Consider the following 22,668-nt stretch of genomic DNA (forward strand, 5'->3'; position numbering starts at 1 on the left):
CTCAGGCCTGCAGGCTGCCGAACAGTTCTTCTTCCTGGGCGAAATGCAGTCGTAGGATGGCCTCCAGTCCGTAGAGACTGCGCTGGATATCCTGAATGGCCGCCACGGTGCAGCTGGTCTGCAGCAGGGTGGTGAGCTGTGCCAGTCTGCGCACTTCGCGATGGATTTCCTGATGGCTGCGGCTCAGTGCCGCCAGGGGGTCTTCGCCGGGCAGCATGGCGGTCACGGCGGGATACAAGCCTTGCTCGTCCTGCTGTTCATGGGTGAGCAGTTCTTCGGTCAGCTGGTGGCAGAGCGCCTGCAGTCTCTGGTACTGCTCTGCTTCACTGGCTTGCGGCAGCAAGGCGGCCACCTCGGTCAGGCGGTTGAGCAGCGGCAGCAATTGCTGATGTTCTTCGCGCAGGGCATTGACCCGTTCGGTGCTCAGCGTCCGGTCCGCCGGGCGAGCGGACTGGCCAAGCAGTGCCCGCAGGGCGGAGAGGATGGCCAGCACATCGATCACCTCCTGTAACAGCGCGCCCTGCAGGGGCGGCAAGTCGCCCAGTGCGGCCGTCAGCATGGCCAGCAGGCACAGCCCCATGCCCAGCATGACGCTCTGGCGGGCGATACGCATGGTCCGCATGGCAATCTGCTTGGCATCGGCCAGGCGATCCAGCCGGTCGACCATCAGCACGATATCGGCGCTCTCTGCCGCTGCTGCCGCTCCCCGGACGCCCATGGCCACTCCCACGCCGGCTGCCGCCAGTGCGGGGGCGTCATTGACGCCGTCGCCGACCATCATGGTGCAGTGCTGACCGGAAGCGGCACGGATCTGCTGCAGCTTCATGTCCGGTGTCAGTTCCGCCAGCACCTGATCGACACCGATGCCGGTGCCGATGCCCTCGGCGACCTCCTGCTTGTCGCCGGTCAGCATGACGATTTTCTGCACGCCGGCCCGGCGCAGCATGCGCAGGGCGCGTGGGGTTTCCAGACGCAGCTGATCGGCGAGCAGCAGCCATCCGGCCAACTGGCCATCGATGGCGACGGCCACCACCGAGGCGGTCTCCAGCGGCAGGCGTTTGCGTTCCTGTTCGAACCAGGGTCCGGCGCTGGCATGGGTCAGGACAAAATCCAGTGTTCCCAGGCAAACCTGCTGCGTCCCTACCCGTCCGGTCAGGCCGGCACCGGCGACTTCCTGCACGTCCTCCGGCAAGGGGAGTGGCGTCAGGCCCTGTTCATGTGCCGCCTGCAAGATGGCGGTGGCCATCACATGGCAGGACATCTGGTCCATGCTGGCGGCCAGCCTGAGCAGTGTCTGTGGTGTATGCGGCGGCTCGAAGCAGCGGATCGCCGTCAGGCGGGCGGTTCCCCCGGTCAGCGTGCCGGTCTTGTCAAAGAACAGGTGGTCCGCCCTGGCCAGCTGTTCCAGCGCCGCACTGCCCTTGATCAATACGCCGCGCCGGGCCGCGCGCGACATGCCGGAGACCAGGGCGACCGGCACTGCCAGCAATAGCGGGCAGGGGGTTGCCACGACCAGTACGGCCAGCGCACGGACCGGGTCATGGCTGATCAGCCAGGCCAGCAGTGACAGCAGGAGGGCGAACGGAATGAACCAGAGGGCATGACGGTCTGCCAGCCGGGTGGCTGGCGAGCGGGTCTGGCTGGCTTGCCCGACGATGCGGATGATGCCCTGAAAGGTACTGTCTGTCGCGGCGCGGGCCGCCCGCATGCGGATGGCTTCGCCGGCATTGATCACGCCGCTGAGCAGCAGATCACCGGCTTGTCTGGTGACCGGCAGGGCCTCGCCGGTCAGGGAGGATTCATCCAGGGTGGCGTATTCGCTCATCAGGGGCCCGTCCACCGGGACAGTCTCCCCCTGTCTGACCAGCAGCAGGTCGCCCGGCGCGATGGCCTCGACCGGGATGCGTTCGAGCTGTTCTGCGTGGAGGCGATTGGCCTGGTGGGGTGCTCTGGCCAGCAGGGCGGTCATCTCGCGTTCGGCACGGCCTGTGGCATAGCGATCGAGCCCTCTGCCGGTGGCGGTCATGGCGGCAATGACGGCCGCGGTGGCCGGCTCTCCCATCCATAAGGCCCCGAGCATGGACAGAATGGCCAGCAGGTCGACGCCAAACTGCCGGCGGATCAGCGCGCTGCCGGTTTCAAACAGCAATACCAGCAGGGCCGGTATCGTGGCGCACACCAGCAGCCAGCGGGTCGGCAGGTGCCAGTCACTGGCCGCGCCAAGCCAGTGCAGCATCAAAGACAGCAAGGGAATCGCCAGCAGCAGCAGATTCCATCCCATCGCGTGATGTTTCATGGCGGTGACTCCGCGGCAGAGGTGGTTGGGGGGATCATCGGTAATCGCAAGGTGGCGCACAGTCCGCCCTGCGGTGAAGGTTCGAGCTGCAGCTGCCCGCGGTAAAGCGCTGCCAGTTCGGCGACGATCGACAGACCCATGCCATGTCCCGGTACCGACTCGTCCAGTCGCACGCCCCGCTGCCGCACGGCATCCAGTGCTTCGGGCGCAATGCCGGGGCCGTCATCCCGGATCTGGCACTGCAGTTGTCCCTGCCGGGTGGTCACCGTCAGCGTGACCTGATGCCGTGCCCATTTGCAGGCATTGTCCAGCAGGTTGCCGAGCATTTCCTGCAGGTCCTGTTTTTCGCCGGCAAAGCGAAGCCGGCCATTGGCCTGATCCCACTGCATGCTCAGTTGCCGCTCGGCATGGACCAGTTGCATGGTGCGCAGCAATCCGTCGATGACCGGACCGACTTCGACGGCATGCCCGGGCACTTCTGCCGCGGCGGCGGCGCGCGCACGGGCGAGGTGCCATTGCACCTGGCGACTTGCCAGATCTATCTGCTCCTGCATCCGCTGACTGATGTCGCGCATGCCGGGCTGTGACGATGCCAGTTGTTCTGCGGTTTGGCGCATGACCGCCAGCGGTGTCTTGATGGCATGCGCCAGATTGCCTGCCTGTATCCTAGCCCGTGCGACCAGTTCGGCATTGCGCTGCAGGACCAGATTGAAATCTGCTGCCAGCGCTTGCATTTCCTGGGGGAAGCGTCCCTGAAGCTGGCTGGCTCGTCCCTGCTGGATGTCCTGCAAGGCCTGGCGCAATCCTCGCATCGGAGCGAGGCCGACATGGACCTGAACCAGGGCGGCAATGATGAGCAAGAGGCACAGCAGACCGAGTGCCAGTGTCAGCATGCCGGAAAAGGCACTCATGGCCTGATGGATGCTGCGCATGTCGGCGGCCACGATCAGCCGCCACTGGCTGCCCTGCGCCGCCGGCAGGCGAACGACGCGCTCCAGCGCCATCAGTTGCTGGTCTGCCGGTCCGCTGATGTCGTGCTGGTGCAGGGAGCCGGCCACCAGCCCATCGTCCGGCAGCCGCAGGGTGACATCCCACAATGAGCGCGAGCGCAAGCGGCCAAGTTGCAGGACATGACCGTTTTTCAGTTGATCAATTTGCCAGTACAACCCGGCATAGGGGCGGGACAGGCGTGGGTCGGACAGCCGGGAGGGGTCCACCACCGGCTCGCCTTGGGGACTGAGGTCGAATTGGGCGGTGAGTTGATCCAGTTGCCAGGAGAGCATCTGTGCCATCTGGCGATCCACGTGGTCGTGGAACAATCGCTGCAGGGACCAGCCGGTCAGCAACAGCGCCAGACTGATGCTGATGGCGGTGGCGAGCAGCAATCGCCAGCGCAAACTGTCCCGGAGCGTGGTCCACAGCGGCATGGTTATCCCTTGTTCAGTCGGTAGCCCAGTCCCCGCAGGGTTTCAATGGCTTCGGTGGGGAGTTTTTTGCGCAGGCGCCCGATGAACACTTCGATGGTATTCGAATCCCGGTCGTAATCCTGGGCGTAAATGTGTTCGGTCAATTCGCTGCGGGAGATGATGGTATCCGGCCGGTGCATCAGGTAGGCCAGCACCAGGTACTCATGGCGGGTCAGGTTGACCGGTACGCCGCTGACACAGACTTTGCCGCTTCGGGTATCCAGCGTGATGTTGTGGCAGGAGAGTAATGGTGAGGCCAGGCCATGGGCGCGACGGATCAGCGCACGGACCCGCGCCAGTAGCTCTTCCATATGAAATGGCTTGGCAAGATAGTCATCCGCGCCGGCATCAATGCCCTCGACCTTGTCATGCCAGCTGTCCCGGGCGGTCAGAATCAGTACCGGCATGCTGCGGGCGTTCTGCCGCCAGCGCTTCAGCACCGAGATCCCGTCCATCCCGGGCAGGCCGAGATCCAGGATGACGGCATCGTAGTTTTCGGTATCCCCCATGAACCAGGCCTCCTGGCCCTGCTCGGCTTCATCGACGACATAGCCGTTGGTGCGCAGGGTGTCCGCCAGTTGCTGGCGCAGGGTCCGCTCATCTTCGACCAGCAGCAGTCTCATGCCCCCTCTCCCGGCGCATAGGGATGGCCATGTCTTTTGCCTGCCCTCTGCGGCTTGGTTCTGCTATCGATCAGGGTTGCCGTTCTGGCGTTGTAACGCACTTTGCGCACGACGCCATTGTCCTGCAGCAGCTTGATCTCATAAACCCACAACTGCTCCTGGCGATCCAGCTCGACTTCCAGGACCGCGCCGGGGAAGGCCTGCTGCACGACTTTCATGACCTTTTCCAGTGGCAGGATTTCGCCCGCCTGCACGGCTTTGCGGGCGACATCCTGCTCCGTGTCTGCCCGGCAAGGCGGCGGGAGCAGCAGCCCCGGCAGCAGCATCATGCCGGCAAATGAACTCCACTTCATGGTGTGGTCCTGTGTTGGCGAGTTTTCACCCTATCTCACTGTAGCTGAACGGCAGATGAACACGGCCTTCAGGCTGGCTTCAAGTGTGTTGGTGGAGACTGGCAGCATCACTCAGCAAAGGAGTCACAACATGCAGCGATGCGCTCTTCTGGCCGGCTTGACCTGCCTGTGCCTTGGTGCCCTGGCACAGGCTGGCGACACCACCCCGGCCGCTCAGTTGCAACACTGGAACCAGCAGGCTGGCAGCCCCGGTCAGGCCGCTCGTGGTCAGCTGTTCTTTACCCGGAATCATGGTGCCGAGTGGTCGTGTGCATCCTGTCACGGCAACCCGCCCAGTGCACCAGGCAAGCATGCCGGTACCGGCAAGGTCCTGTCACCCCTGGCCCCCGCATTTAATCCGGCTGCCCTGACCGATCAGGCCAAGACGGACAAATGGTTCCGGCGCAACTGCAATGACGTGCTGAAGCGGGAATGTACCGCACTGGAAAAAGCCGATGTGCTGGCTTTTCTGATCAGCCTGCGTCGCTAGGAGAACGGCCATGCACATTGCCAAGCCGATTTTGCTGGTGGCATTACTGAGTGGCCCGGGCTGGATCCCGGCGGCCCTGGCCGAGGGCAAACACGCGATGCCGCGCACGGTGCCCAAGGCCTATCAACAAGAATGTGCGGCCTGCCATCTGGCGTATCCCCCCGGGCTGCTGCCGGCCGAGTCCTGGCAACGCATCATGGGCAATCTGGACAAGCATTTCGGGACGGATGCCAGCATCGACCCGGCCAGCGTCAAGCTGATCGCCAGTTGGCTGCAGGACAACGCCGGGCAAGGCAAGCATATGCGCTCGGCGCCAGCGCAAGACCGGATTACCCGCAGCAGCTGGTTCATGCACAAGCATTCGGCCATCGGTCCGGATGTCTGGCGCCTGCCCTCGGTGAAGGGTGCCGCGAATTGCCAGGCTTGCCATGTCGGCGCCGAACAAGGGCGTTTCAGTGACGATGCGCTGCGCTTGCCGGCCGGGCTGTCGGTCGGGCAAATGCGTGCCTTTCAGGGAGACTGACATGACAACCCGGATGGAATCTCCCGCTCAGGACGCCCCGGTGACGGCTCCGGCCTCTCGCCGGGTGGTCGATGCGCCGGTGCGGATGTGTCATGCCTTGAGTGCTTTGTGCTTTACCGGCGCCTGGCTGACCGCGGAAAGCGAGGCCTGGCGCAGCCTGCACATGACGCTTGGCTATGCACTGGCCGGACTGCTGGTCTTTCGTCTGCTGTATGGCCTGATGGGGCCGAGTCCGGCGCGACTGTCGCTCTGGCAAAGCCGTGCCGGGCTGTTGCCGGATCTGCTGCGCAAAGGCCGGTGGTGGCAGCCGTCGCCGAAGCAGTGGATCAGGCAGGGGCAGCAGGGTGTGATGGCCTTGCTGGTGCTGTTATTGCTGTTCGGGATTGTGCCCCTGACGCTCACGGGCTATCTGAGCAATCATGACGCCCCCGAGTGGGTGGCAGAAGGTCATGATCTGCTCGGCAATCTGATGCTGGGACTGGTCCTGGCTCATGTCGGGCTGGTACTGCTGGCCTCGCTGCTGCGTCAACAAAACCTGCCCTGGTCGATGCTGACCGGCCGTCTCCCGGGTCGTGGCCCTGATCTGGTGACGCGCAATCATCACTGGCTCGCCCTGCTGTTGCTGGCTGCCGTTCTGGGCTTCTGTGCCTATGACTGGCTGTCTGCCAGCAGTGCGACTGTCGGTTTGTCCGGCCCCACCCATTGGAATGAAAGCACACATCATGATGAGTCAGACTGAAACGCTCTATCTTTGTCAGGCCTGTGGCGTGGTCTATGACCCGCGCGCCGGATGGCCGGAAGAAGGATTCGCCCCCGGCACCCCCTGGGAGGCCATTCCGGATGACTGGCGCTGCCCGGAGTGTGGTGTCACCAAGCGTGATTTTGTCCCCCTGGCTTGTTAGGCCGGCCATTTGACTGCTGGCGGATGGCGGCTTGCGCCGTCCGCCAGCGATACAGGAGAAAAGTATGCACCCGGTACTCGACCAATTCGTCCGGCAATTCATCGGCACGGTCATGGCGACCCTGCTGCCCCTGATCGTCATGGTGTTCCTGCACATGCCGTCCCATCTGGCGGCAACCACTGCCGGCGAACATCTGTCGGCGCCCGCCGAACTATCCGTACAAACGTCCCGCCCGGGCAAAGCCATCGGCTGACGGCTGCCCCGGGGTCTCGCGCTTCCCCTCGCTCACATGACTAGACAAATTAAACATTTGTCTAGTTTTCCTGCTTTATGCTAGATTTTTCCAAACCACGATTTTTATGTGATTTTTGCCGTTTTTCGTGCTGATTTCAGCTTTTTTGCATATTTTTGGAAATATTTCATTTTATCTGATTGATCTGTCTAGACTGATGCCCGCCGCAGCGCGGCATGACCCAAGATAGCGATATCCCGATCCAAAGGTTTTGACATGCAAGACAACCAAGCTAACGGCGGCTTGCGCCGCGCCCTGCGCGCGCGCCATCTGTCGATGATTGCCATTGGCGGTTCGATCGGCACCGGGCTGTTTCTGGCTTCCGGTGCCACCATTGCCAGTGCCGGCCCGGCCGGCGCGCTGCTGGCCTATGCGGTGTGCGGTCTGATGGTGTATTTCCTCATGACCAGTCTGGGGGAGATGGCGGCCTATATGCCGCAGACCGGTTCATTTCAGGTGTATGGCAGCCGCTTTGTCGACGAGGGTTTCGGCTTTGCGCTGGGCTGGAATTACTGGTTCAACTGGGCGGTGGTGATCGCCGTCGAGCTGGTGGCGGCCGGGCTGATCATGCATTACTGGTTCCCCGCCACGCCGGGCTGGGTGTGGAGTGCGCTGTCCCTGGCGCTGATCGTGGCGCTGAACATTGTGTCGGTGAAGGGGTTCGGCGAGGCGGAATACTGGTTCTCGCTGCTGAAGGTGCTGACCATCATCGCCTTCATCGTCATCGGTCTGCTGATGATTGTCGGCATCATGACCCGCCCGGTGTATCACGGTCTGGCGGCGGGCCTGCCGGTGTTTTTTGCCAGCGGCAACGGCTTCGTCGGCGGTTTTGGTGCTTTTATCAGTGTTTCGATGGTGGTCGGCTTTGCCTATCAGGGCACCGAGGTGATCGGTGTGGCCGCCGGCGAGGCGGATGATCCGGCTCAAACCTTGCCGCGTGCGGCAAGACAGATTTTCTGGCGCATCCTGATGTTCTACATGCTGTCGATTCTGGTGGTCGGCCTGCTGCTGCCCTACAACGATCCGCTGTTGCTGAAGAATGATATGAGCGATGTCGGCGCCAGCCCGTTCACCCTGGTGTTCCAGCGTGCCGGCATGGCGGCGGCGGCCAGCGTGGTCAACGCCACGATTCTGTCGGCGGTGTTGTCGGCGGGGAATTCCGGCATCTATGCCTGCACGCGCATGCTCTACAGCATGGCGCAAAATGGCATGGCGCCGCGGGCGCTGGGCAAGGTGTCGCGCAACGGGGTGCCGCGCAACGCGCTGTATCTGACGACCGCCGTGGCGGCGCTGTGTTTCCTGACTTCGCTGTGGGGTGACAGCAAGGTGTATATGTGGCTGCTGAACTGTGCCGGCATGACGGGGTTCATCGCCTGGCTGGGCATCGCCATCTGCCACTACCGCTTCCGCCGGGCGCTGGTCGCCCAGGGCAAGGATCTGTCGGTGCTGCCGTATCGTGCCAGGTGGTTCCCCTTCGGTCCGCTGTTCGCCTTTGTGCTGTGTCTGGTGATCATGCTGGGGCAGAACGTCGGGGCCTTCAGCGGTGCGCACATCGACTGGAACGGCGTGCTGGCCACCTATATCGGCATTCCGCTGTTCCTGCTGTTCTGGCTGGGCTACAAGTGGAAGCATCGCCGGCCGCTGATTGCGCTGGGCGATATCGACTTCTCGGCGGCACGCGCCGACCGTTGAGCGGACTCAGGCCGCCAGCGCCGCCAGCTGGCGGCAGGTTTCGCCGATGCCGGCGTGAATGCAGGGGTCGAACAGCTCGTCGAAGCGGGTCGGGGTGTAGTTGATCAGGGCGCAGGGGATGCCGGCGCGCGCCGCCTCGACCGGGATCAGGTTCACCGGCGACACCTCGAGCGAGGAGCCGAGCACCAGCAGCAGATCGGCCTCCAGTGCCGCATGAAATGCGGCCTCGATCAGGGGCACGGCTTCGCCATACAGCACCACATCCGGCTTGAGCACTTCATGGCAGCGGCGGCACAGCGGCAGAGTGTGATGCTGGACATAGTCGAGGGCATGGCTGCTGCCGCAGGCCGGGCAGCTGGCGGTCAGCAGGGTGCCGTGCAATTCCAGCACCTGGCTGTTGCCGGCCCGGCCATGCAGGCCGTCGATGTTCTGGGTCAGGATGGTGAGCTGTTTGCCGCCCTGCTCCAGTTCGGCCAGAAAGCGGTGGCCGTCGTTGGGCAGATAGCCGCCGACCATCTTGAGATGAAAGATCTCGCGGAACGCCTGCCAGAAGGCCTCCGGTTCGCGCTGGAAATAATCGATCGACACGACTTCGGGCAGGCTCATGTTGCGGGTCCACAGCCCTTTGGCGGAGCGGAAATCCGGAATGCCGGACTCGGTGCTCATGCCGGCTCCGCTGAGCACGGCGATGTGGTTGGCCTGATCGATCAGTTGACGCAAGGCAGTCAGCGCGGGGGACATGGTGTTTTTTCTGGCAAGACGGTTTGATGCCGTCATTATAGCCTTACCACAGCCAGGCCAGCCCGAACACTGCCAGCATCAGGCACCCGAGCAGCAATTTGGCCAGGGTGGCGACGATCAGCCCGCTGCCGGCAGCCAGCGCCGCCCGTCCGGCCTGGCGCCAGTCGCGGCCGCTGCTGCGTTCGCCCAGCAGGGCGCCCAGCAGCGGGCCGAGCAGCAGGCCCGCCAATCCGCCGAACACACCCAGCACACTGCCGAGGCCGGCACCCCACATGGCACGGGAGCTGGCACCGCTCTTGCGTACGGTCCAGGCCGAGGCCAGGTAATCGGCGAGCCAGCCCAGCAGAGCCAGCAGGCCCAATAGCAGCAGCGGGGCCAGACCGACATGCTGATAGCCATCGTGCCAGGCCAGCAGCCACAGTCCGCCAAAGATCAGCGGCACGCCCGGCAGCAGCGGCAGGAGAATGCCGGCAAAACCGGCGGCGATCATCAGGATGGCGAGCACGGTGTAGGTTTCCGTCATGGTTCCATTCCATGTTTAGTGGGTAGCGCATGCTGACGCAGGATCAGACGGCACGCCAGGATTGCAGGGCGGCTATCCGCGCCGCCAGCGGCGGGTGGGAGGAAAACAGCCGGCCCAGTCTGCCGCCGGGCAGACCGTGTATCCCCAGGGCCGCCATGCGCGCTGGCAGGCTGGCCGCCTGCCCGCCCTGCAGCCGGCGCAGGGCGGCAATCATGGCCTCTCGCCCCACCAGCCTTGCCGCGCCGGCATCGGCACGGAATTCGCGCTGGCGCGAGAACCACATCACGATCAGGGAACCCAGCAGGCCGAGCACGATTTCCAGGACGAAGTAGGTCAGGAAATAGGCCCAGCTCGCCTGCCGTCCTTCGCCCTGCAACATGCGTTCGACCGCCCAGCCGACGGCACGTGCGACGAAGATGACAAAAGTGTTGATCACGCCCTGCAGCAGGGTCATGGTCACCATGTCGCCATTGGCGATATGCGACACTTCGTGCGCCAGCACGGCCTCAGCCTCGCTGCGGCTCATGGTGTGCAGCAAGCCACTGGACACGGCGACCAGGCTGGCGTCGCGCCGCATGCCGGTGGCGAAGGCATTCACCTCCGGCGCGTCATAGATGGCGACTTCGGGCATGCCGATGCCGGCCTGCTGTGCCAGGCGGCGAACCGTGCCCAGCAGCCAGGCCTCCAGCTCGTTTTGCGGCTGGGTGATGACCTGGGCGCCGACCGACATTTTGGCCACCCAGCGCGACATGGCCAGGGAGATCAGTGCGCCGCCGAAACCGAACAGGGCAGCAAACACCAGCAGGCTGCCAAACTGCATGCCCTGGGCGCCGAGAAAGCGATCGGCGCCGAGCAGGCGGGCGGTGACCGACAGGGTCAGCAGCACCGCCAGGTTGGTCAGGACAAACAACACGATACGTTTCATGTCTGTGCTCCTTTCAGCGGAAGACCGGGTCAGACTTCATCTCGCCAGCCGCTGGCCGGCGGCACGCCGGACGCGGTCTTGCGCAGCGACAACACGATCGAGGTGCCGATGATGGCGGCCACCACCCCGAGCGAGAACAGTACCGGGATCGGCCACACATCCAGCAGCAGCATCTTGGCGCCGATGAATACCAGCACCACGGCCAGGCCATACTTGAGCAGAACGAAGCGATCCGCCAGGCCGGCCAGCAGGAAGTACATGGCGCGCAGGCCGAGAATGGCGAACACGTTCGAAGTCAGCACGATGAAGGGGTCGCGCGACACGGCAAAGATCGCCGGGATGGAGTCGACGGCAAACACCAGGTCGGAGACTTCCACCAGGATCAGCACCAGAAACAGCGGGGTGACAAAACGTGTCAGCCGCCCATCTTTGTGCTGCATGACGACAAAGCGCTCGCCCTGCAGCTGTTCGGTGACATTCAGGCGACGCCGCAGCCATTGCAGCAGGCGATTGTTGGCCGGATCGGCAGGTTGGTCGACGGTGCGCCACATCTTGATGCCGGTCAGCAGCAGGAAGGCGCCGAAGACATACAGCAGCCAGTGGAACTGGTTGATCAGCCAGACGCCGCCAAAGATCATGCCGGTGCGCATCACGATGGCGCCCAGGATGCCAAAGGCCAGCACGCGCTTTTGCAGGCTGGGCGGCACGGCGAAGGCAGCAAACAGCATCAGCCAGACAAAGACGTTATCAACGGCCAGGGATTTTTCGATCAGGTAGCCGGTGATGAATTCCAGTGTCTTGGTATCGGCCATCTCGCGGCCATACTGGCCATCCAGATGCCACCACAGCAGACCGGCAAAGCCCAGGGCCGTGGCGACCCAGATCACCGACCAGCTCGCCGCCTCGCGAAAGCTGACGCGATGTTCGCGCCCGCCGCCGACCAGCAGCAGATCAACCAGCAACATAAACAGGACCAGGGCAAAGAAGCCTGCCCACATCCACCAGGTACCAATGGTTTCCATACTTGACGCTCCCGGTCAGACAATGGCCGCGGCACCACCATGGCGCACGAAAAAACGGCCCGGATCCATTGCGGACTGAGGGCCGTTTTCTGCCTGACAGGGGGACCTCAGCTTACGCAGCAAAGGTCTTGCTCGCAGCACACGGGCTGCCTGGGATGCCGGGATGGCCGTTTCCGGCAATCCGTCGTGACGACACCACAGCGAAGAGCTACTCCCCCTTGGGATAGTGCCAAGATAGAAAAGCCAACGGTTTTCGTCAAGTATTATCTTGCTGCATCCGTCTATCCGGACTGCATGGAACAATCTACAAACATGGTAATCTGGCGCGGATACACTCCCCGATCACCCTAACCAGTGCAGGATCGTCTCTCGGCATGGCAAATCTGATTGCACCTTCCCAATACGGCTCGGACGAGGCCGGTCTGATCACGGCGTACCGCTTTCGCCCCGGGACACCCGGCGAGCCGCTGGACGCCAGTGAAGCGCAGGCTTGTCTGGCCGCCCGCGAGGAAGGGGTGTTCGTCTGGCTGCATTTCAATCTGGCCAATGCGGCGGCCGAGCGCTGGCTGCGCCAGCACTTGCCGCTGCCGGACGAGTTCTACGAGGCGCGCCATGCCGGCTCGCGCTCGACCCGTATCGAGCAGCTCGGGCCGGATTTGCTGGCGGTGGTCAACGACGTGACCTTCAGCGCCGACCTGCTGTCTTCGGACATTTCCACACTCTGGGCCTATGCCAGCCAGCGGGTACTGGTGACCGCGCGCCTCAAGCCGCTGCGATCGGTGGACATGCTGCGCATTGCGGTCCGGCAGGGTACGGTGTTTCCTTCCACGGTCAGCCTGATGGTGCATTTGCTGCAGGATCAGGCGGATGTGCTGGTCGGCATGGTGCGCGAGACCACCACCCGGGTGGACGTGATCGAGGACAATCTGCTGGCACAGCGTCTGAGCCACCACCGCTCGGATCTGGCGGCCATGCGCCGGGTGCTGGTACGTTTCCGGCGCCTGCTGGCACCGGAGCCGGGTGTGCTGCTGCGCCTGCTCAATCGCCCGCCGGTCTGGCTGACCGAGGCCGATGTGCAGGCGCTGCGCACCTCGACCGAGGAGTTTTCCCTGGTGCTGAGCGATCTGGATGGACTGGTGGAACGGATCAAGCTGTTGCAGGAGGAGCTGGCCACCCGTCTGGACGAGCAAACCAACCGCACGCTGTTCACCCTGACGGTGGTGACGGTGCTGGCTTTGCCGATCAATATCGTGGCCGGCTTTTTCGGCATGAATGTCGGCGGCGTGCCCTTGTCCAGCCACCCGCACGGTTTCTGGATTCTGGTGCTGCTGGTGGCCAGCTTCACCGGGCTGGCAGGCTGGTGGGCATTCCGCGGACGCGACCGTTATTGAGCCGCCGCGCCTTGCAGAGCCAGCACCATCTTGCCGAGGTTTTTTCCCTGCAGCATGGCGATCAGCGCATCGGCGCACCGTTCCAGGCCATGCACCACGGTATCGGCCAGCGGCAGTTCCCCCTGTTGCAGTGCCGGCAGCAGCCAATCTTCCAGTTCGCCCTGTACGGGGCGGTAATCCCGCACCAGGAAACCCTGCAAGGTCAGGCTCTTGCCAACGACATCGTATAACTTCGGCTGAGGCGGGGCGCCGGACCCGTTGTACAAACTGACCGCACCGACCCAGGCGATACGTCCCCGCTCGGCCATCAGCGAGATCGTCTGATCCAGTTGTTGTCCGCCGACATTTTCCAGCGCAATCTGCGCGCCCCCCGGCAACGCGGCCTGCAAGGCTTCTGTGGCATGGGCATCGTGGTAATCCACCACCTGATCGAAGATCCCCTGAGCCATCAGCGCTTGCGCCTTGCTGGCGGAGCCGGTGCTGCCAACGATGCGCCCCGCGCCCAAGCGGCGTGCCATCAGTGCCGCCGCCATGCCGACCCCTCCTCCGGCGGCATTGATGAAAACATCTTCGCCGGGCTGCAACCGGGCAATACGGGTCAGGGCAACATAGGCGGTCAGGCCGGTGCCGCCCAGCAGGCCGAGCCAGGCGCGCAGCGGCACACCCGGTGGCGGCGTCAGCACCACGGCCCCGGCGGCGGGGAGGACGGCATGGCTGCGCCAGCCCTGGCGGTGGTACACCAGCGAACCGACCGGCAGCGTGGCGGCTCGCGAGGCGATGACCCGCCCCAGGCTGCGGCCTTCCAGCGGCTGATGCAATGCCCATTCGGCATCCATGCATTCACGCATATAGGGATCAACAGACAGAAACAGGTTCTCGACCAGCACCTCGTCAGCCGCCAGATCCGGCAAGGGTCCGCTGACCAGGGCAAAGTCTTCCGGGCGCGGCATGCCGTCTGGGCGGCGAATCAGGTGAAACCATTGTCCTTGCATGACTCGTTCTCCATCTCGGGGGAAAGTACTCAGGCTAGGTCACTGGCCATGGCGAATAAAGTCATGCAATATGGATTGATTATTCGTTTTTTGTGAAGAATTCAGGGGCAGCATGGATCAGCTTCAGGCGATGCGGGTGTTCTGTCAGGTGGTGGACGCCGGCAGCATGGCGGCCGCGGCAAGGGTGCTGGATCTGGCTCCGGCCAGTGTGACCGCCACCATCTCCCGGCTGGAGCGCCATCTCGGCGTCAGTCTGTTACAGCGCAGTACCCGGGCGCTGGCCATGACCGAAGCTGGCCGCTTGTGGTACGGTCAGGCACGCCAGATCTTGCAGCAGGCTCAGGCGGCCGAGGAGGCGGTACGGCGTCATGCGCGCGAGCCGCATGGTCAGTTGCGGGTGACGACCACGCCTGGGGTGGCGGCGCATTTCATTTATCCCTGGCTGGCGGATTTTTGCCACGATTATCCGCACATCGAGGTCGAGCTGCTCATCGATCACCGGGTACTCGACCTGCAGGGCGAAGGCATCGATCTGGCCTTGCGCACCGGCCATCTGGCCGACTCTTCCCTGATTGCCCTGCCCTTGTTGCACTATCATCATCTGACCTGTGCCAGTCCGGCCTATCTGGCACGACACGGCGTACCGCAGCATCCGCGCGAGCTGGCGGCACACGCCTGCCTGACTTACCGCCGCCACAGCCGCTGGCGCTTCCAGCATGAAGGAGAAATGCTGGAAGTGGCCGTGTCTGGCCGGCATGTCAGCAATGATGCCCGGGCGCTGCTTGCCTGGGCGCTGGCAGGCGAAGGGCTGCTGCGACAGCCCGACTGGTTGCTGGCCGAGGCGCTGCGGCAGGGCCAGTTGCAGGCGGTGCTGACACCGTTCACCCTGAGCGGACGACAGCGCACGCCGCTGAGCGCGGTGCTGCCACAGCAGGGTTTGCGGCCTCGAAAGGTCGATGTCTTTCTCTCTGCCTTGCGGGCGTTTCTGGCTCAGGACAGCCGCGATATATACCCTCCCGAAATAAAAACATAAGTTATTATTATTTCTAGAACTAATTTATTGCTGTTAAAGTCACTGCAAAACCAACCAAAATCCAGGAGCATCCATGAAACTCGTCCCGACCCTGTTACTCGCCCTGTCCCTGCCGCTGGCAGCGACTTCCGCCCTCGCCGATGATCTGGCCGCCATCAAGTCTGCCGGTGTCATCAAGTTCGGTACCGAAGGCACCTATGCCCCGTTCACCTTCCATGACGCCAGCGGCAAGCTGGTCGGCTTCGATGTCGAACTGGGTCAGGCTATCGCCAAGCGTCTGGGCGTGAAGGCCGAGTTTGTCGAAGGCAAGTGGGACGGCCTGATCGCCGGTCTGGATGCCAAGCGCTACGATGCCGTGATCAACGAAGTCGGCATCACGGAAACCCGCAAGGCCAAGTACGATTTCTCCAATCCCTACATCGTCTCCAAGGCGGCGCTGATCGTGCGCAGCGACAACAGCAGCATCAAGTCGTTTGCCGATCTGAAGGGCAAGAAATCGGCCAACACCCTGACCAGCAACTTCGGCAAGATCGCCCAGGCCAACGGTGCCGAAATCGTGCCGGTACAAGGCTTCAATGACGCCATCGAACTGCTGGCTTCCGGCCGCGTCGATGCCACCATCAACGACAGCCTGTCCTTCCTGGACTTCAAGAAGCATCAGCCGAATGCCAAGGTGAAAATCGTGGCGACCGATGCCAATGCCGATTCCTCCGGCGTGATCTTCCGCAAGGGCAACCCGCAACTGCAGGCCGCCATCAACAAGGCGCTGGCTGAGCTGAGCGCTGACGGTACCTACAAGAAGATTTCGCACAAGTACTTCGGCGCCGACGTTTCCAAGTAAGCTGCCGCAACAGGCACCGACGACCCCGGCGCATGCGCCGGGGTGTTTGCTTTTGTGCCCGACCACTCTGTTGAAAGGACATCATGCCGGACTGGTTGAAACTGATGCTGGACTCCCTGCCTTCCCTGCTCTACGCCGGGGTGGTGTTTACCGTGCCGCTGACGCTGCTGTCGTTCGCGCTGGGCCTGAGCCTGGGCTTCGTCACGGCGCTGGTGCGGCTGTTTGCGCCGGCCCCGCTGGTGGCCATCGTGCGCTTTTACGTCTGGCTGATCCGCGGGACGCCGCTGCTGGTGCAGCTGTTCCTGATTTTCTACGGTCTGCCGAAGGTGGGCATCGTGTTCGATCCCTTCCCGGCGGCGCTGATCGGCTTCTCGCTCAATGTCGGCGCCTACACCTCGGAGGTGATCCGCGCGGTGATTCAGTCGGTGCCCAAGGGGCAGTGGGAAGCGGCCTACTCGATTGGCATGACCTGGCGTCAGGCGATGCAGCGTACCATTCTGCCGCAGGCCACCCGCGTGGCCGTGCCGCCGCTGGCCAATACCTTCATCTCGCTGATCAAGGACACCTCGCTGGCCGCCGTACTGACGGTGCCGGAAATCTTTCAGGCCGCGCAACGCATTGCGTCGGTCACCTATGAACCGCTGATTCTCTATACCGAAACCGCGCTGATCTATCTGCTGTTCAGCTCGGTGCTGTCCTGGTGGCAGCAGAAGCTCGAGCTGCGCTTTGGCCAGCATCTGACGCAGGAAGGAGCGCGACCATGATTCGCCTGACGCAGATCCACAAGCAATTCGGCCACAACCCGGTGCTCAAGGGCATCGACCTGGCGCTGGAGTCCGGCACCGTCACGGCGCTGATTGGGCCGTCCGGCAGTGGCAAGAGTACGCTGCTGCGCTGTGTCAACCTGCTGGAAATCCCGCAGCACGGCAGTGTGGAAGTGGGCGAGCATCGCATCGACTTCGATCATCGCGGTCAGCATTCGCGCCATGCCGTGCAGGCCTTGCGGCGTCAGACCGGCATGGTCTTTCAGAACTTCCAGCTGTTTCCGCACCGTACGGTGATCGAGAACGTGATGGAAGGACTGGTCACCGTGCAGAAGGTGCCGAAGGCCGAGGCGCGGGTCCGGGCGATGAGTCTGCTGGAAAAGGTCGGCATGGCACACAAGGCCGATGCCTGGCCGGCCACGCTGTCGGGCGGGCAGCAGCAGCGTGTGGCGATTGCCCGTGCGCTGGCGCCGCAACCGCAGGTGCTGTTGTGTGACGAGCCGACGTCGGCACTGGATCCGGAGCTGGCCGGCGAGGTGGTCGAGGTGCTGCGCCAGCTGGCGCAGGAAGGCATGACCATGCTGATGGCCACCCACGATCTGCGTCTGGCGGCGAACATCGCCCAGCACGTGGTGTTTCTGGAAGATGGTCAGGTCATCGAGTCGGGCAGTCCGCAGGCGCTGTTCGGGCAACCGCAGCATCCGCGGACGGTGGATTTCGTCTCCACCCTGACCGGGGCGCAACAGCTGCCGCAGCAAGCCTGATTCAGGTGGGGGTGTCGCCGGGCACCTGGCGTGACAGGGATTGGGCCAGCAATTCGAACAGCTGGTCGACACACAGCGCCAGCAGAACCAGCAGCACCGCTGCCTGAAACACCGGGGCGGCCTGGAAGCCGGAGAGTCCGGCGATGATAGGCAGACCCAGGGTCGATGTCCCCAGCGTCGCGGCCAGGGCGGCGCCACCGAGGATGAGCATCACCGCACGGCGCATGCCGCCGAGCATGACGGGCGCGGCCAGCGGCAGTTCGATCTGCCAAAGCCGCTGCCAGTGTGTCATGCCGATGGCGCGCCCGACCTCACGCGTCGCCTCCGGCACCGCATCCAGCCCGTCCAGGGTAGCCTGTGCCACCGGCAACATCCCGCCGAGCATCAGGGCCAGCAGCGCCGGCCCCACCCCACCACCCATCAGCAGTGCCGCCACGGCCAGCAGGACCAGGGGCGGAAACCATTGCAGCATGGCCAGCAGGCTGTGCAGCAGGGGTCGCCAAGCCCGGCCTTGCGGTCTGGTCACCAGCACGCCCAGCCCGACGCCGGCCAGCAGCGCCAGCCCCGAGGCGGCAGCGGCCAGAGACAGCTGGTACCACAGCAGCGTCGCAAACCCCTGCCCGGCCTGGCCGGGAAACAGCAGCAGCCAGATCAGCAGCAGGCAGAGACAGCCAAGCAGGGGGCGCCAGGGTTTGCCAATCGAAAGCCTCATCGGGTCACATCCAGCAAATCGGTAAAGTGCAGGGTGCCGAGCATCTGCCCCTGCGCATCGGCCACCGGCAGGCAACTGACATGGCGAGCGATGAAAATCGACAAGGCTTCGCGCAGCGTGCAGTCGGCGGCAATTGGCTGTCCGCTGCTGTGCACATTGCGCCGTACCAGATGTTCGACACGATCCAGGGCCAGCAGACGCACACCGACATCACTCTGATCGACCCACTGGCGCAGAAACGCGCAGCCAGGTGCCAACAGAACCTCGCGCGGGGTGCCCTGCTGCACCACCTGCCCCTGATCCATCACCACGATTCTTTCCCCGAGGCGCAGCGCCTCGTCCAGGTCATGGGTCACCAGCAGCACGGTTTTGCCGTACTGCTGGTGAATGCGGACCAGGGCCTGCTGCAGGCTCTGGCGTGTCAGCGCATCGACCCCGCCGAACGGGTCGTCCAGCAGCAGGACGGATGGTTCGGCCGCCATTGCCCGCGCCAGTGCGACCCGCTGCTGTTGCCCGGCGGACAGCTGATGCGGATAGCGCTGGCGGAAGCGCTCCGGCGGCAGTTCCAGCAGAGCCATCAGGCTGTCGACCTGTTGGTCGATGCGTGATGCGGGCCATTTCAGCAGGGCCGGCACGGCCGCGATGTTTTGCGCCACGGTCCAGTGTGGAAACAGGCCGACCGACTGGATGACATAGCCGATCTGACGCCGCAGCATCTCCGGGGCCTGGCTGTTGATGTCGTGACCATCGACCGTGATCAGGCCGGTATCCGGTTCGACCAGCCGGTTGATCAGTTTCAGGAGGGTGGACTTGCCCGAACCGGGCGGACCGATCAGGGAGGTGAATTGGCCAGCCGGTATTTTCAGGTTGAGGTCCGTGACGGCCGACCAGCCGCCATACCGCTTGTTGACGCCGGAAATCTTAATCATGTGGGGGAACCCCTATCAGGGAAATGGCCAGCCGGAAGCTGGCGTCGACCAGCATGGCCAGCAGCACGATGGGCAGCACGCCCAGCCCGATCAGGTCAACGGCGCGGGCCGACAGGCCCTCGAACAGCAAGGTGCCCAAGCCCCCGGCGCCGATCAGTGCGGCCACGGCAGCCAGACCGATGGTCTGGAGGGTGGTGGTGCGCAGGGCAGACAGGTAGACCGGCAGGCCAAGCGGCAGCTCGACCTGGCGAAAGCATTGCCACTCGGTCAGGCCGATGCCGCGGGCACTGTCGCGCGCGGTCCGGGAAATCTGCCGCAGGGCCGCCAGCGTGCCCTGCGCGACGGGCGGCAAGGCAAACAGCAACAAAACCAGCAGGGAGGGCATGATGCTGACTCGGGCAGCGTCATGGCTGCCCGGCCCCAGCAGCACGAACAGCACGGCACATACGGCCAGGGCGGGCAGGGTCTGCAGCGCCTTGAGCACGGCAAGCAGTTGCCGCGCCATGCGGGGGTGCTCGTCGCAGGCCAGGCCCAGTACGGTTCCGAGCACCGTGGCGGGCAACATGGTCAGGAGGAGCAGCAGCAGATGGCGCCACAGTGCCTGATCAACTGTCGTTGCGTGGCGGCGATAGGCCCGCAGCAGGGACAGCTGGTCACATTGTCCGCTGTGCAGCAGCCAGATCAGCGGCAGGCACAGCAAGCATGCTGTCAGCCAGCACAGCGGGCGGGACAGTTCGAGCTGGCGCAAGGATTCGCGCCCCTGCAGCACGGCATAGAGTTGCAACAACCAGAAGCCGGCACCCAGCGAGACACGTCCGGCGGCCGCATCGTCGGGCAGCAAGCGCTGTGCGGTCTGTCCGGCCAGTCGCAGCATGGCGTAGTCCAGCAGCACCACGGCCAGCAGCAGGCACAGGTGCAGCCGCCCGTCCTGGCGGCGCCAGGGCGCCCAGGCTGGTACGATCAGCACCAGCAGCCACAGCCAGTCCGTCCCCTGCAGCAGGGCCGGCAGATACCTTGCCTGGTCGCCCGACTGCGCTGTACTCGCCTGCCCCAGCAGGGGGGCCAGCAAGGCGGCACCTAACAGGATCAACAGTCCCAGTTGCACCGGGCTATAACGCCGCTTCAACACGGCCATGCCTGACTCACTTCACCAATTCCTTCTTTTCGGGCGCATCATCCGCCAGCGGGTGCGATGGCACCGATGCCTCGGCATCGGCACATAGGGTAGTCGTTAATCATGCAGCAACTGCATATTGTATGGTGTGATCGCCGGAAAGGCACCTTCGGCGCGGGTGAGTTGCATTTATTGGTATAAAAGCCATTTGCCTGTCATAGAACATCTGGTTCCAACCGATCTGACGGCCGGCCGCTTGATGACACTGGTATTTTCAGATAAAGATAATTTATTATTGGCCTCCGGCAAGACTGCCTTGCCGCCCCTCATCAACCCGGATGTCGTCATGAACCATCAAGGTCGCACGCTCAAGCTGGCGCATCGCTTCGCCATTCTCCTCGCCGTTTTTGCCCTGGGTTTTGCACTTTATGGTGTCTGGTCGTTCAAGACACTCAACGATCTCAAGGTCAACGGCCCGCTGTATAACCGTATCGTTCAGAGCAAGGACCTGGTGGCGGAGGTGCAGCCGCCGCCGGAAAACATCATCGAATCCTATCTGGTGACGATGCAGCTGGCCGACACGACGGATCCGGGTCAGCAGGGACGTCTGCTCGACAAGCTGAACGCCCTGCACAAGCGCTATGAAGCGCGCTATCGCTACTGGACCAATCAGGGGCTGGACAGCGATTTGCAGCAGTCTTTCCTCAAGGAATCGCATGCGTCGGTCGAGGATTTTTACGATCAGGTGTTCAGCCAGCTGGTCCCGGCAGTACAGAAGGGCGACCGGGATGGCATCCAGTCGGTTATGCCCCTGATCAAGGCCTCGTATGAGGTACACCAGCAGACCATCCTCAAGGTGGTGGAGCAGGTGAACAAGAAAACCGCCGCCGACCTGGCCTCGGCGCAGGACAAGATCCATAACGCCACCCTGCTGATGCTGGCCATCTTGCTGCTGGCGCTGTTGGCCGGCATCGTGGTGGCCACCATCATCGTGCGCGGGCTGACGCGCAGCCTGGGCGGCGAGCCGGAGTTCGCCACCCGCATGACCCAGACGATTGCCAGCGGTGATTTGTCGGCGGAGATCGTGCTGCGCCCCGGTGATCATGACAGCCTGCTGGCCGGGCTGGTGGTGATGCAGAGGGCTTTGCGTCAGCTGATCGGCGACATCCAGTCGGCCGCCGATCAGTTGCTGCACTCGGCCAGGGATCTGTCCGGCGCCTCCGCGGACGTCTCCGGCCGGGCTCGCGAGCAGAGTGAGGCCGCCTCCGCGGTGGCGGCCTCGGTCGAACAGGTGAGTGTCAGCATCAATCATGTGGCGGAAAGCGCCCAGGACGCTCATGGCATCGCCCGCGATGCCGGCGAACTGTCGGTGCAGGGCGGAGAGCTGTTCCATGGCACGATCGGCGAGATCAATCTGATTGCCGACGAAGTTCAGCGCTCGACCGAGGTGATCCACCAGCTTGGCAGCCAGTCGGACCGCATCTCGCAGATCATCAATGTGATCAAGGAAATTGCCGATCAGACCAATCTGCTGGCGCTGAATGCCGCGATCGAGGCGGCACGTGCCGGAGAGGCCGGCCGCGGTTTTGCCGTGGTCGCCGATGAGGTACGCAAGCTGGCGGAGAAAACCTCCCGTTCGACCAAGGAAATCGGCGACATGATCAGCGCCATCCAGCAGGGCACGCAACAAGCGGTGCTCAGCATGGAAACCGGCAGCGACAAGGTCAGGGACGGTGTCGCGATGGCGGAGCGCGCCGGCGAGGCGATGGAGCAGATCGAAGGCGGGGTGCGCAAGGTACTGTCTGCAGTCGCCAGCATTTCCGAGGCCCTGGGCGAGCAGCGCTCGGCCAGCCATGACATCGCCGACAATGTGGAAAAAATCGCGCGCATGAGCGAGGAAAACAGTCAGGCCGTGCTGTCGGTGTCGTCCTCGGCGGACCAGCTGATCGAGCTGGCCAGTACACTGCGCAGCAAGGCCGGTCATTTCCGGCTGCAGGGATAAGTCCGACACGGCAGCCTGCCCTTCCCGGGCAGGCTGTGCCGGTGCCCGCCAGCGCCATCAGGCGGTTGATTGTGGCAAAAACCCAAAAAGCTTGATTCTGCTGTCATTTATCATTACTAATTTCCATCACAATCCTGCTGTCGCGGGCGCCTTGCCTCATACTAGGGGAACCCCGAGTAGGGTGTTGTTCCCGGCGGCCCATGCCGGGGCAATCCGCGGTTTGGCCGCGACTTGAAGCA

General features: G+C 63.6%; 24 protein-coding genes. 12 read left to right on the plus strand and 12 right to left on the minus strand.

What is annotated here, in order from left to right:
• Nucleotide 1: 1 nt before the first annotated feature.
• From AACH39_RS10930 to AACH39_RS10945, 4 genes are read right to left on the minus strand one after another with little or no spacing between them, the layout of a single operon-like run.
• Nucleotides 2-2,296: a heavy metal translocating P-type ATPase gene (locus AACH39_RS10930; protein WP_252346134.1), complete on the minus strand. Its 2,295-nt coding sequence runs from the start codon at nt 2,294-2,296 to the stop codon at nt 2-4.
• Nucleotides 2,293-3,723, minus strand: coding sequence for a sensor histidine kinase (locus AACH39_RS10935; protein WP_215779811.1), 1,431 nt, complete (start codon nt 3,721-3,723; stop codon nt 2,293-2,295). Before AACH39_RS10935 ends, AACH39_RS10930 begins: the two co-directional genes overlap by 4 nt.
• Nucleotides 3,724-3,725: 2 nt before the next feature.
• Nucleotides 3,726-4,385: a response regulator transcription factor gene (locus AACH39_RS10940; protein ID WP_215779809.1), complete on the minus strand. Its 660-nt coding sequence runs from the start codon at nt 4,383-4,385 to the stop codon at nt 3,726-3,728.
• The gene (locus tag AACH39_RS10945; RefSeq protein WP_338619950.1) at nt 4,382-4,738 is read right to left on the minus strand and encodes a PepSY domain-containing protein; all 357 of its coding nucleotides are present in this window, start codon (nt 4,736-4,738) and stop codon (nt 4,382-4,384) included. Before AACH39_RS10945 ends, AACH39_RS10940 begins: the two co-directional genes overlap by 4 nt.
• 130 nt (nt 4,739-4,868) lie before the next feature.
• On the opposite strand from AACH39_RS10945, the gene AACH39_RS10950 reads away from it, so the two are divergent.
• From AACH39_RS10950 to AACH39_RS10975, 6 genes are all read left to right on the plus strand, one after another.
• The gene (locus tag AACH39_RS10950; RefSeq protein ID WP_215779795.1) at nt 4,869-5,267 is read left to right on the plus strand and encodes a DUF1924 domain-containing protein; all 399 of its coding nucleotides are present in this window, start codon (nt 4,869-4,871) and stop codon (nt 5,265-5,267) included.
• Nucleotides 5,268-5,277: 10 nt separating this feature from the next.
• Nucleotides 5,278-5,790: a diheme cytochrome c gene (locus AACH39_RS10955; protein ID WP_215779793.1), complete on the plus strand. Its 513-nt coding sequence runs from the start codon at nt 5,278-5,280 to the stop codon at nt 5,788-5,790.
• 1 nt (nt 5,791) lies between these two features.
• Nucleotides 5,792-6,529, plus strand: coding sequence for a cytochrome b/b6 domain-containing protein (locus AACH39_RS10960; RefSeq protein WP_338619951.1), 738 nt, complete (start codon nt 5,792-5,794; stop codon nt 6,527-6,529).
• Nucleotides 6,516-6,692, plus strand: coding sequence for a rubredoxin (locus AACH39_RS10965; protein ID WP_215782775.1), 177 nt, complete (start codon nt 6,516-6,518; stop codon nt 6,690-6,692). Before AACH39_RS10960 ends, AACH39_RS10965 begins: the two co-directional genes overlap by 14 nt.
• Nucleotides 6,693-6,756: 64 nt before the next feature.
• On the plus strand, nt 6,757-6,945 hold the full coding sequence (locus tag AACH39_RS10970; protein WP_338619952.1) for a hypothetical protein: 189 nt from the start codon (nt 6,757-6,759) through the stop codon (nt 6,943-6,945).
• Nucleotides 6,946-7,200: 255 nt separating this feature from the next.
• Nucleotides 7,201-8,676, plus strand: coding sequence for an amino acid permease (locus tag AACH39_RS10975; RefSeq protein ID WP_338619954.1), 1,476 nt, complete (start codon nt 7,201-7,203; stop codon nt 8,674-8,676).
• A gap of 6 nt (nt 8,677-8,682) precedes the next feature.
• On the opposite strand, the gene AACH39_RS10980 is transcribed toward AACH39_RS10975, so the two are convergent.
• From AACH39_RS10980 to AACH39_RS10995, 4 genes are read right to left on the minus strand one after another with little or no spacing between them, the layout of a single operon-like run.
• Nucleotides 8,683-9,417 (minus strand): NAD-dependent protein deacylase, encoded by a 735-nt coding sequence (locus AACH39_RS10980; RefSeq protein WP_252346133.1) that lies wholly within the window; start codon nt 9,415-9,417, stop codon nt 8,683-8,685.
• Nucleotides 9,418-9,460: 43 nt separating this feature from the next.
• Entirely contained in the window at nt 9,461-9,940 is a 480-nt protein-coding gene (locus AACH39_RS10985; RefSeq protein WP_215779785.1) for a DUF456 domain-containing protein, read from the minus strand.
• 43 nt (nt 9,941-9,983) lie between these two features.
• The gene (gene htpX / locus AACH39_RS10990; protein ID WP_215779783.1) at nt 9,984-10,865 is read right to left on the minus strand and encodes a protease HtpX; all 882 of its coding nucleotides are present in this window, start codon (nt 10,863-10,865) and stop codon (nt 9,984-9,986) included.
• Between the two features lie 29 nt (nt 10,866-10,894).
• Nucleotides 10,895-11,887, minus strand: a complete 993-nt coding sequence (locus AACH39_RS10995; protein WP_338619958.1) for a TerC family protein — start codon at nt 11,885-11,887, stop codon at nt 10,895-10,897.
• Between the two features lie 374 nt (nt 11,888-12,261).
• Between AACH39_RS10995 and AACH39_RS11000 the strand changes: the two genes are divergently transcribed.
• Nucleotides 12,262-13,278: a transporter gene (locus AACH39_RS11000; protein WP_215779778.1), complete on the plus strand. Its 1,017-nt coding sequence runs from the start codon at nt 12,262-12,264 to the stop codon at nt 13,276-13,278.
• Here the strand turns inward: AACH39_RS11000 and AACH39_RS11005 are convergent.
• Nucleotides 13,272-14,270, minus strand: a complete 999-nt coding sequence (locus AACH39_RS11005) for an NADP-dependent oxidoreductase (protein ID WP_338619960.1) — start codon at nt 14,268-14,270, stop codon at nt 13,272-13,274. The genes AACH39_RS11000 and AACH39_RS11005 overlap by 7 nt on opposite strands.
• Nucleotides 14,271-14,382: 112 nt before the next feature.
• Here AACH39_RS11005 and AACH39_RS11010 point away from each other — a divergent pair, with 112 nt between their 5' ends.
• The 4 genes from AACH39_RS11010 (at nt 14,383) to AACH39_RS11025 (ending at nt 17,672) form a co-directional block, all read left to right on the plus strand.
• Nucleotides 14,383-15,303, plus strand: a complete 921-nt coding sequence (locus tag AACH39_RS11010; RefSeq protein WP_338619962.1) for a LysR family transcriptional regulator — start codon at nt 14,383-14,385, stop codon at nt 15,301-15,303.
• Nucleotides 15,304-15,376: 73 nt separating this feature from the next.
• Complete coding sequence (locus tag AACH39_RS11015) at nt 15,377-16,144, plus strand: amino acid ABC transporter substrate-binding protein (protein ID WP_215779771.1); 768 nt, start codon at nt 15,377-15,379, stop codon at nt 16,142-16,144.
• A gap of 83 nt (nt 16,145-16,227) precedes the next feature.
• Entirely contained in the window at nt 16,228-16,908 is a 681-nt protein-coding gene (locus AACH39_RS11020) for an amino acid ABC transporter permease (protein WP_215779768.1), read from the plus strand.
• Nucleotides 16,905-17,672, plus strand: a complete 768-nt coding sequence (locus AACH39_RS11025; RefSeq protein WP_215779766.1) for an amino acid ABC transporter ATP-binding protein — start codon at nt 16,905-16,907, stop codon at nt 17,670-17,672. Before AACH39_RS11020 ends, AACH39_RS11025 begins: the two co-directional genes overlap by 4 nt.
• Nucleotide 17,673: 1 nt before the next feature.
• Here AACH39_RS11025 and AACH39_RS11030 read toward each other — a convergent pair whose 3' ends face one another.
• From AACH39_RS11030 to AACH39_RS11040, 3 genes are read right to left on the minus strand one after another with little or no spacing between them, the layout of a single operon-like run.
• Nucleotides 17,674-18,384 (minus strand): ABC transporter permease subunit, encoded by a 711-nt coding sequence (locus AACH39_RS11030; protein ID WP_215779764.1) that lies wholly within the window; start codon nt 18,382-18,384, stop codon nt 17,674-17,676.
• Nucleotides 18,381-19,313 (minus strand): ABC transporter ATP-binding protein, encoded by a 933-nt coding sequence (locus AACH39_RS11035; protein WP_338619966.1) that lies wholly within the window; start codon nt 19,311-19,313, stop codon nt 18,381-18,383. The genes AACH39_RS11030 and AACH39_RS11035 overlap by 4 nt, the downstream gene beginning before the upstream one ends.
• On the minus strand, nt 19,306-20,448 hold the full coding sequence (locus AACH39_RS11040; RefSeq protein ID WP_338619968.1) for an ABC transporter permease: 1,143 nt from the start codon (nt 20,446-20,448) through the stop codon (nt 19,306-19,308). The genes AACH39_RS11035 and AACH39_RS11040 overlap by 8 nt, the downstream gene beginning before the upstream one ends.
• A 325-nt stretch (nt 20,449-20,773) precedes the next feature.
• On the opposite strand from AACH39_RS11040, the gene AACH39_RS11045 reads away from it, so the two are divergent.
• Nucleotides 20,774-22,429 carry a methyl-accepting chemotaxis protein gene (locus tag AACH39_RS11045; protein WP_338619970.1) on the plus strand — a complete coding sequence of 552 codons (1,656 nt, stop codon included), beginning with the start codon at nt 20,774-20,776 and terminating at the stop codon, nt 22,427-22,429.
• The last annotated feature ends 239 nt before the right edge of the window (nt 22,430-22,668 follow it).

Origin of the sequence: Paludibacterium flexuosum, from assembly GCF_037076605.1 — a bacterium.
Taxonomy (GTDB): Bacteria; Pseudomonadota; Gammaproteobacteria; order Burkholderiales; family Chromobacteriaceae; genus Paludibacterium.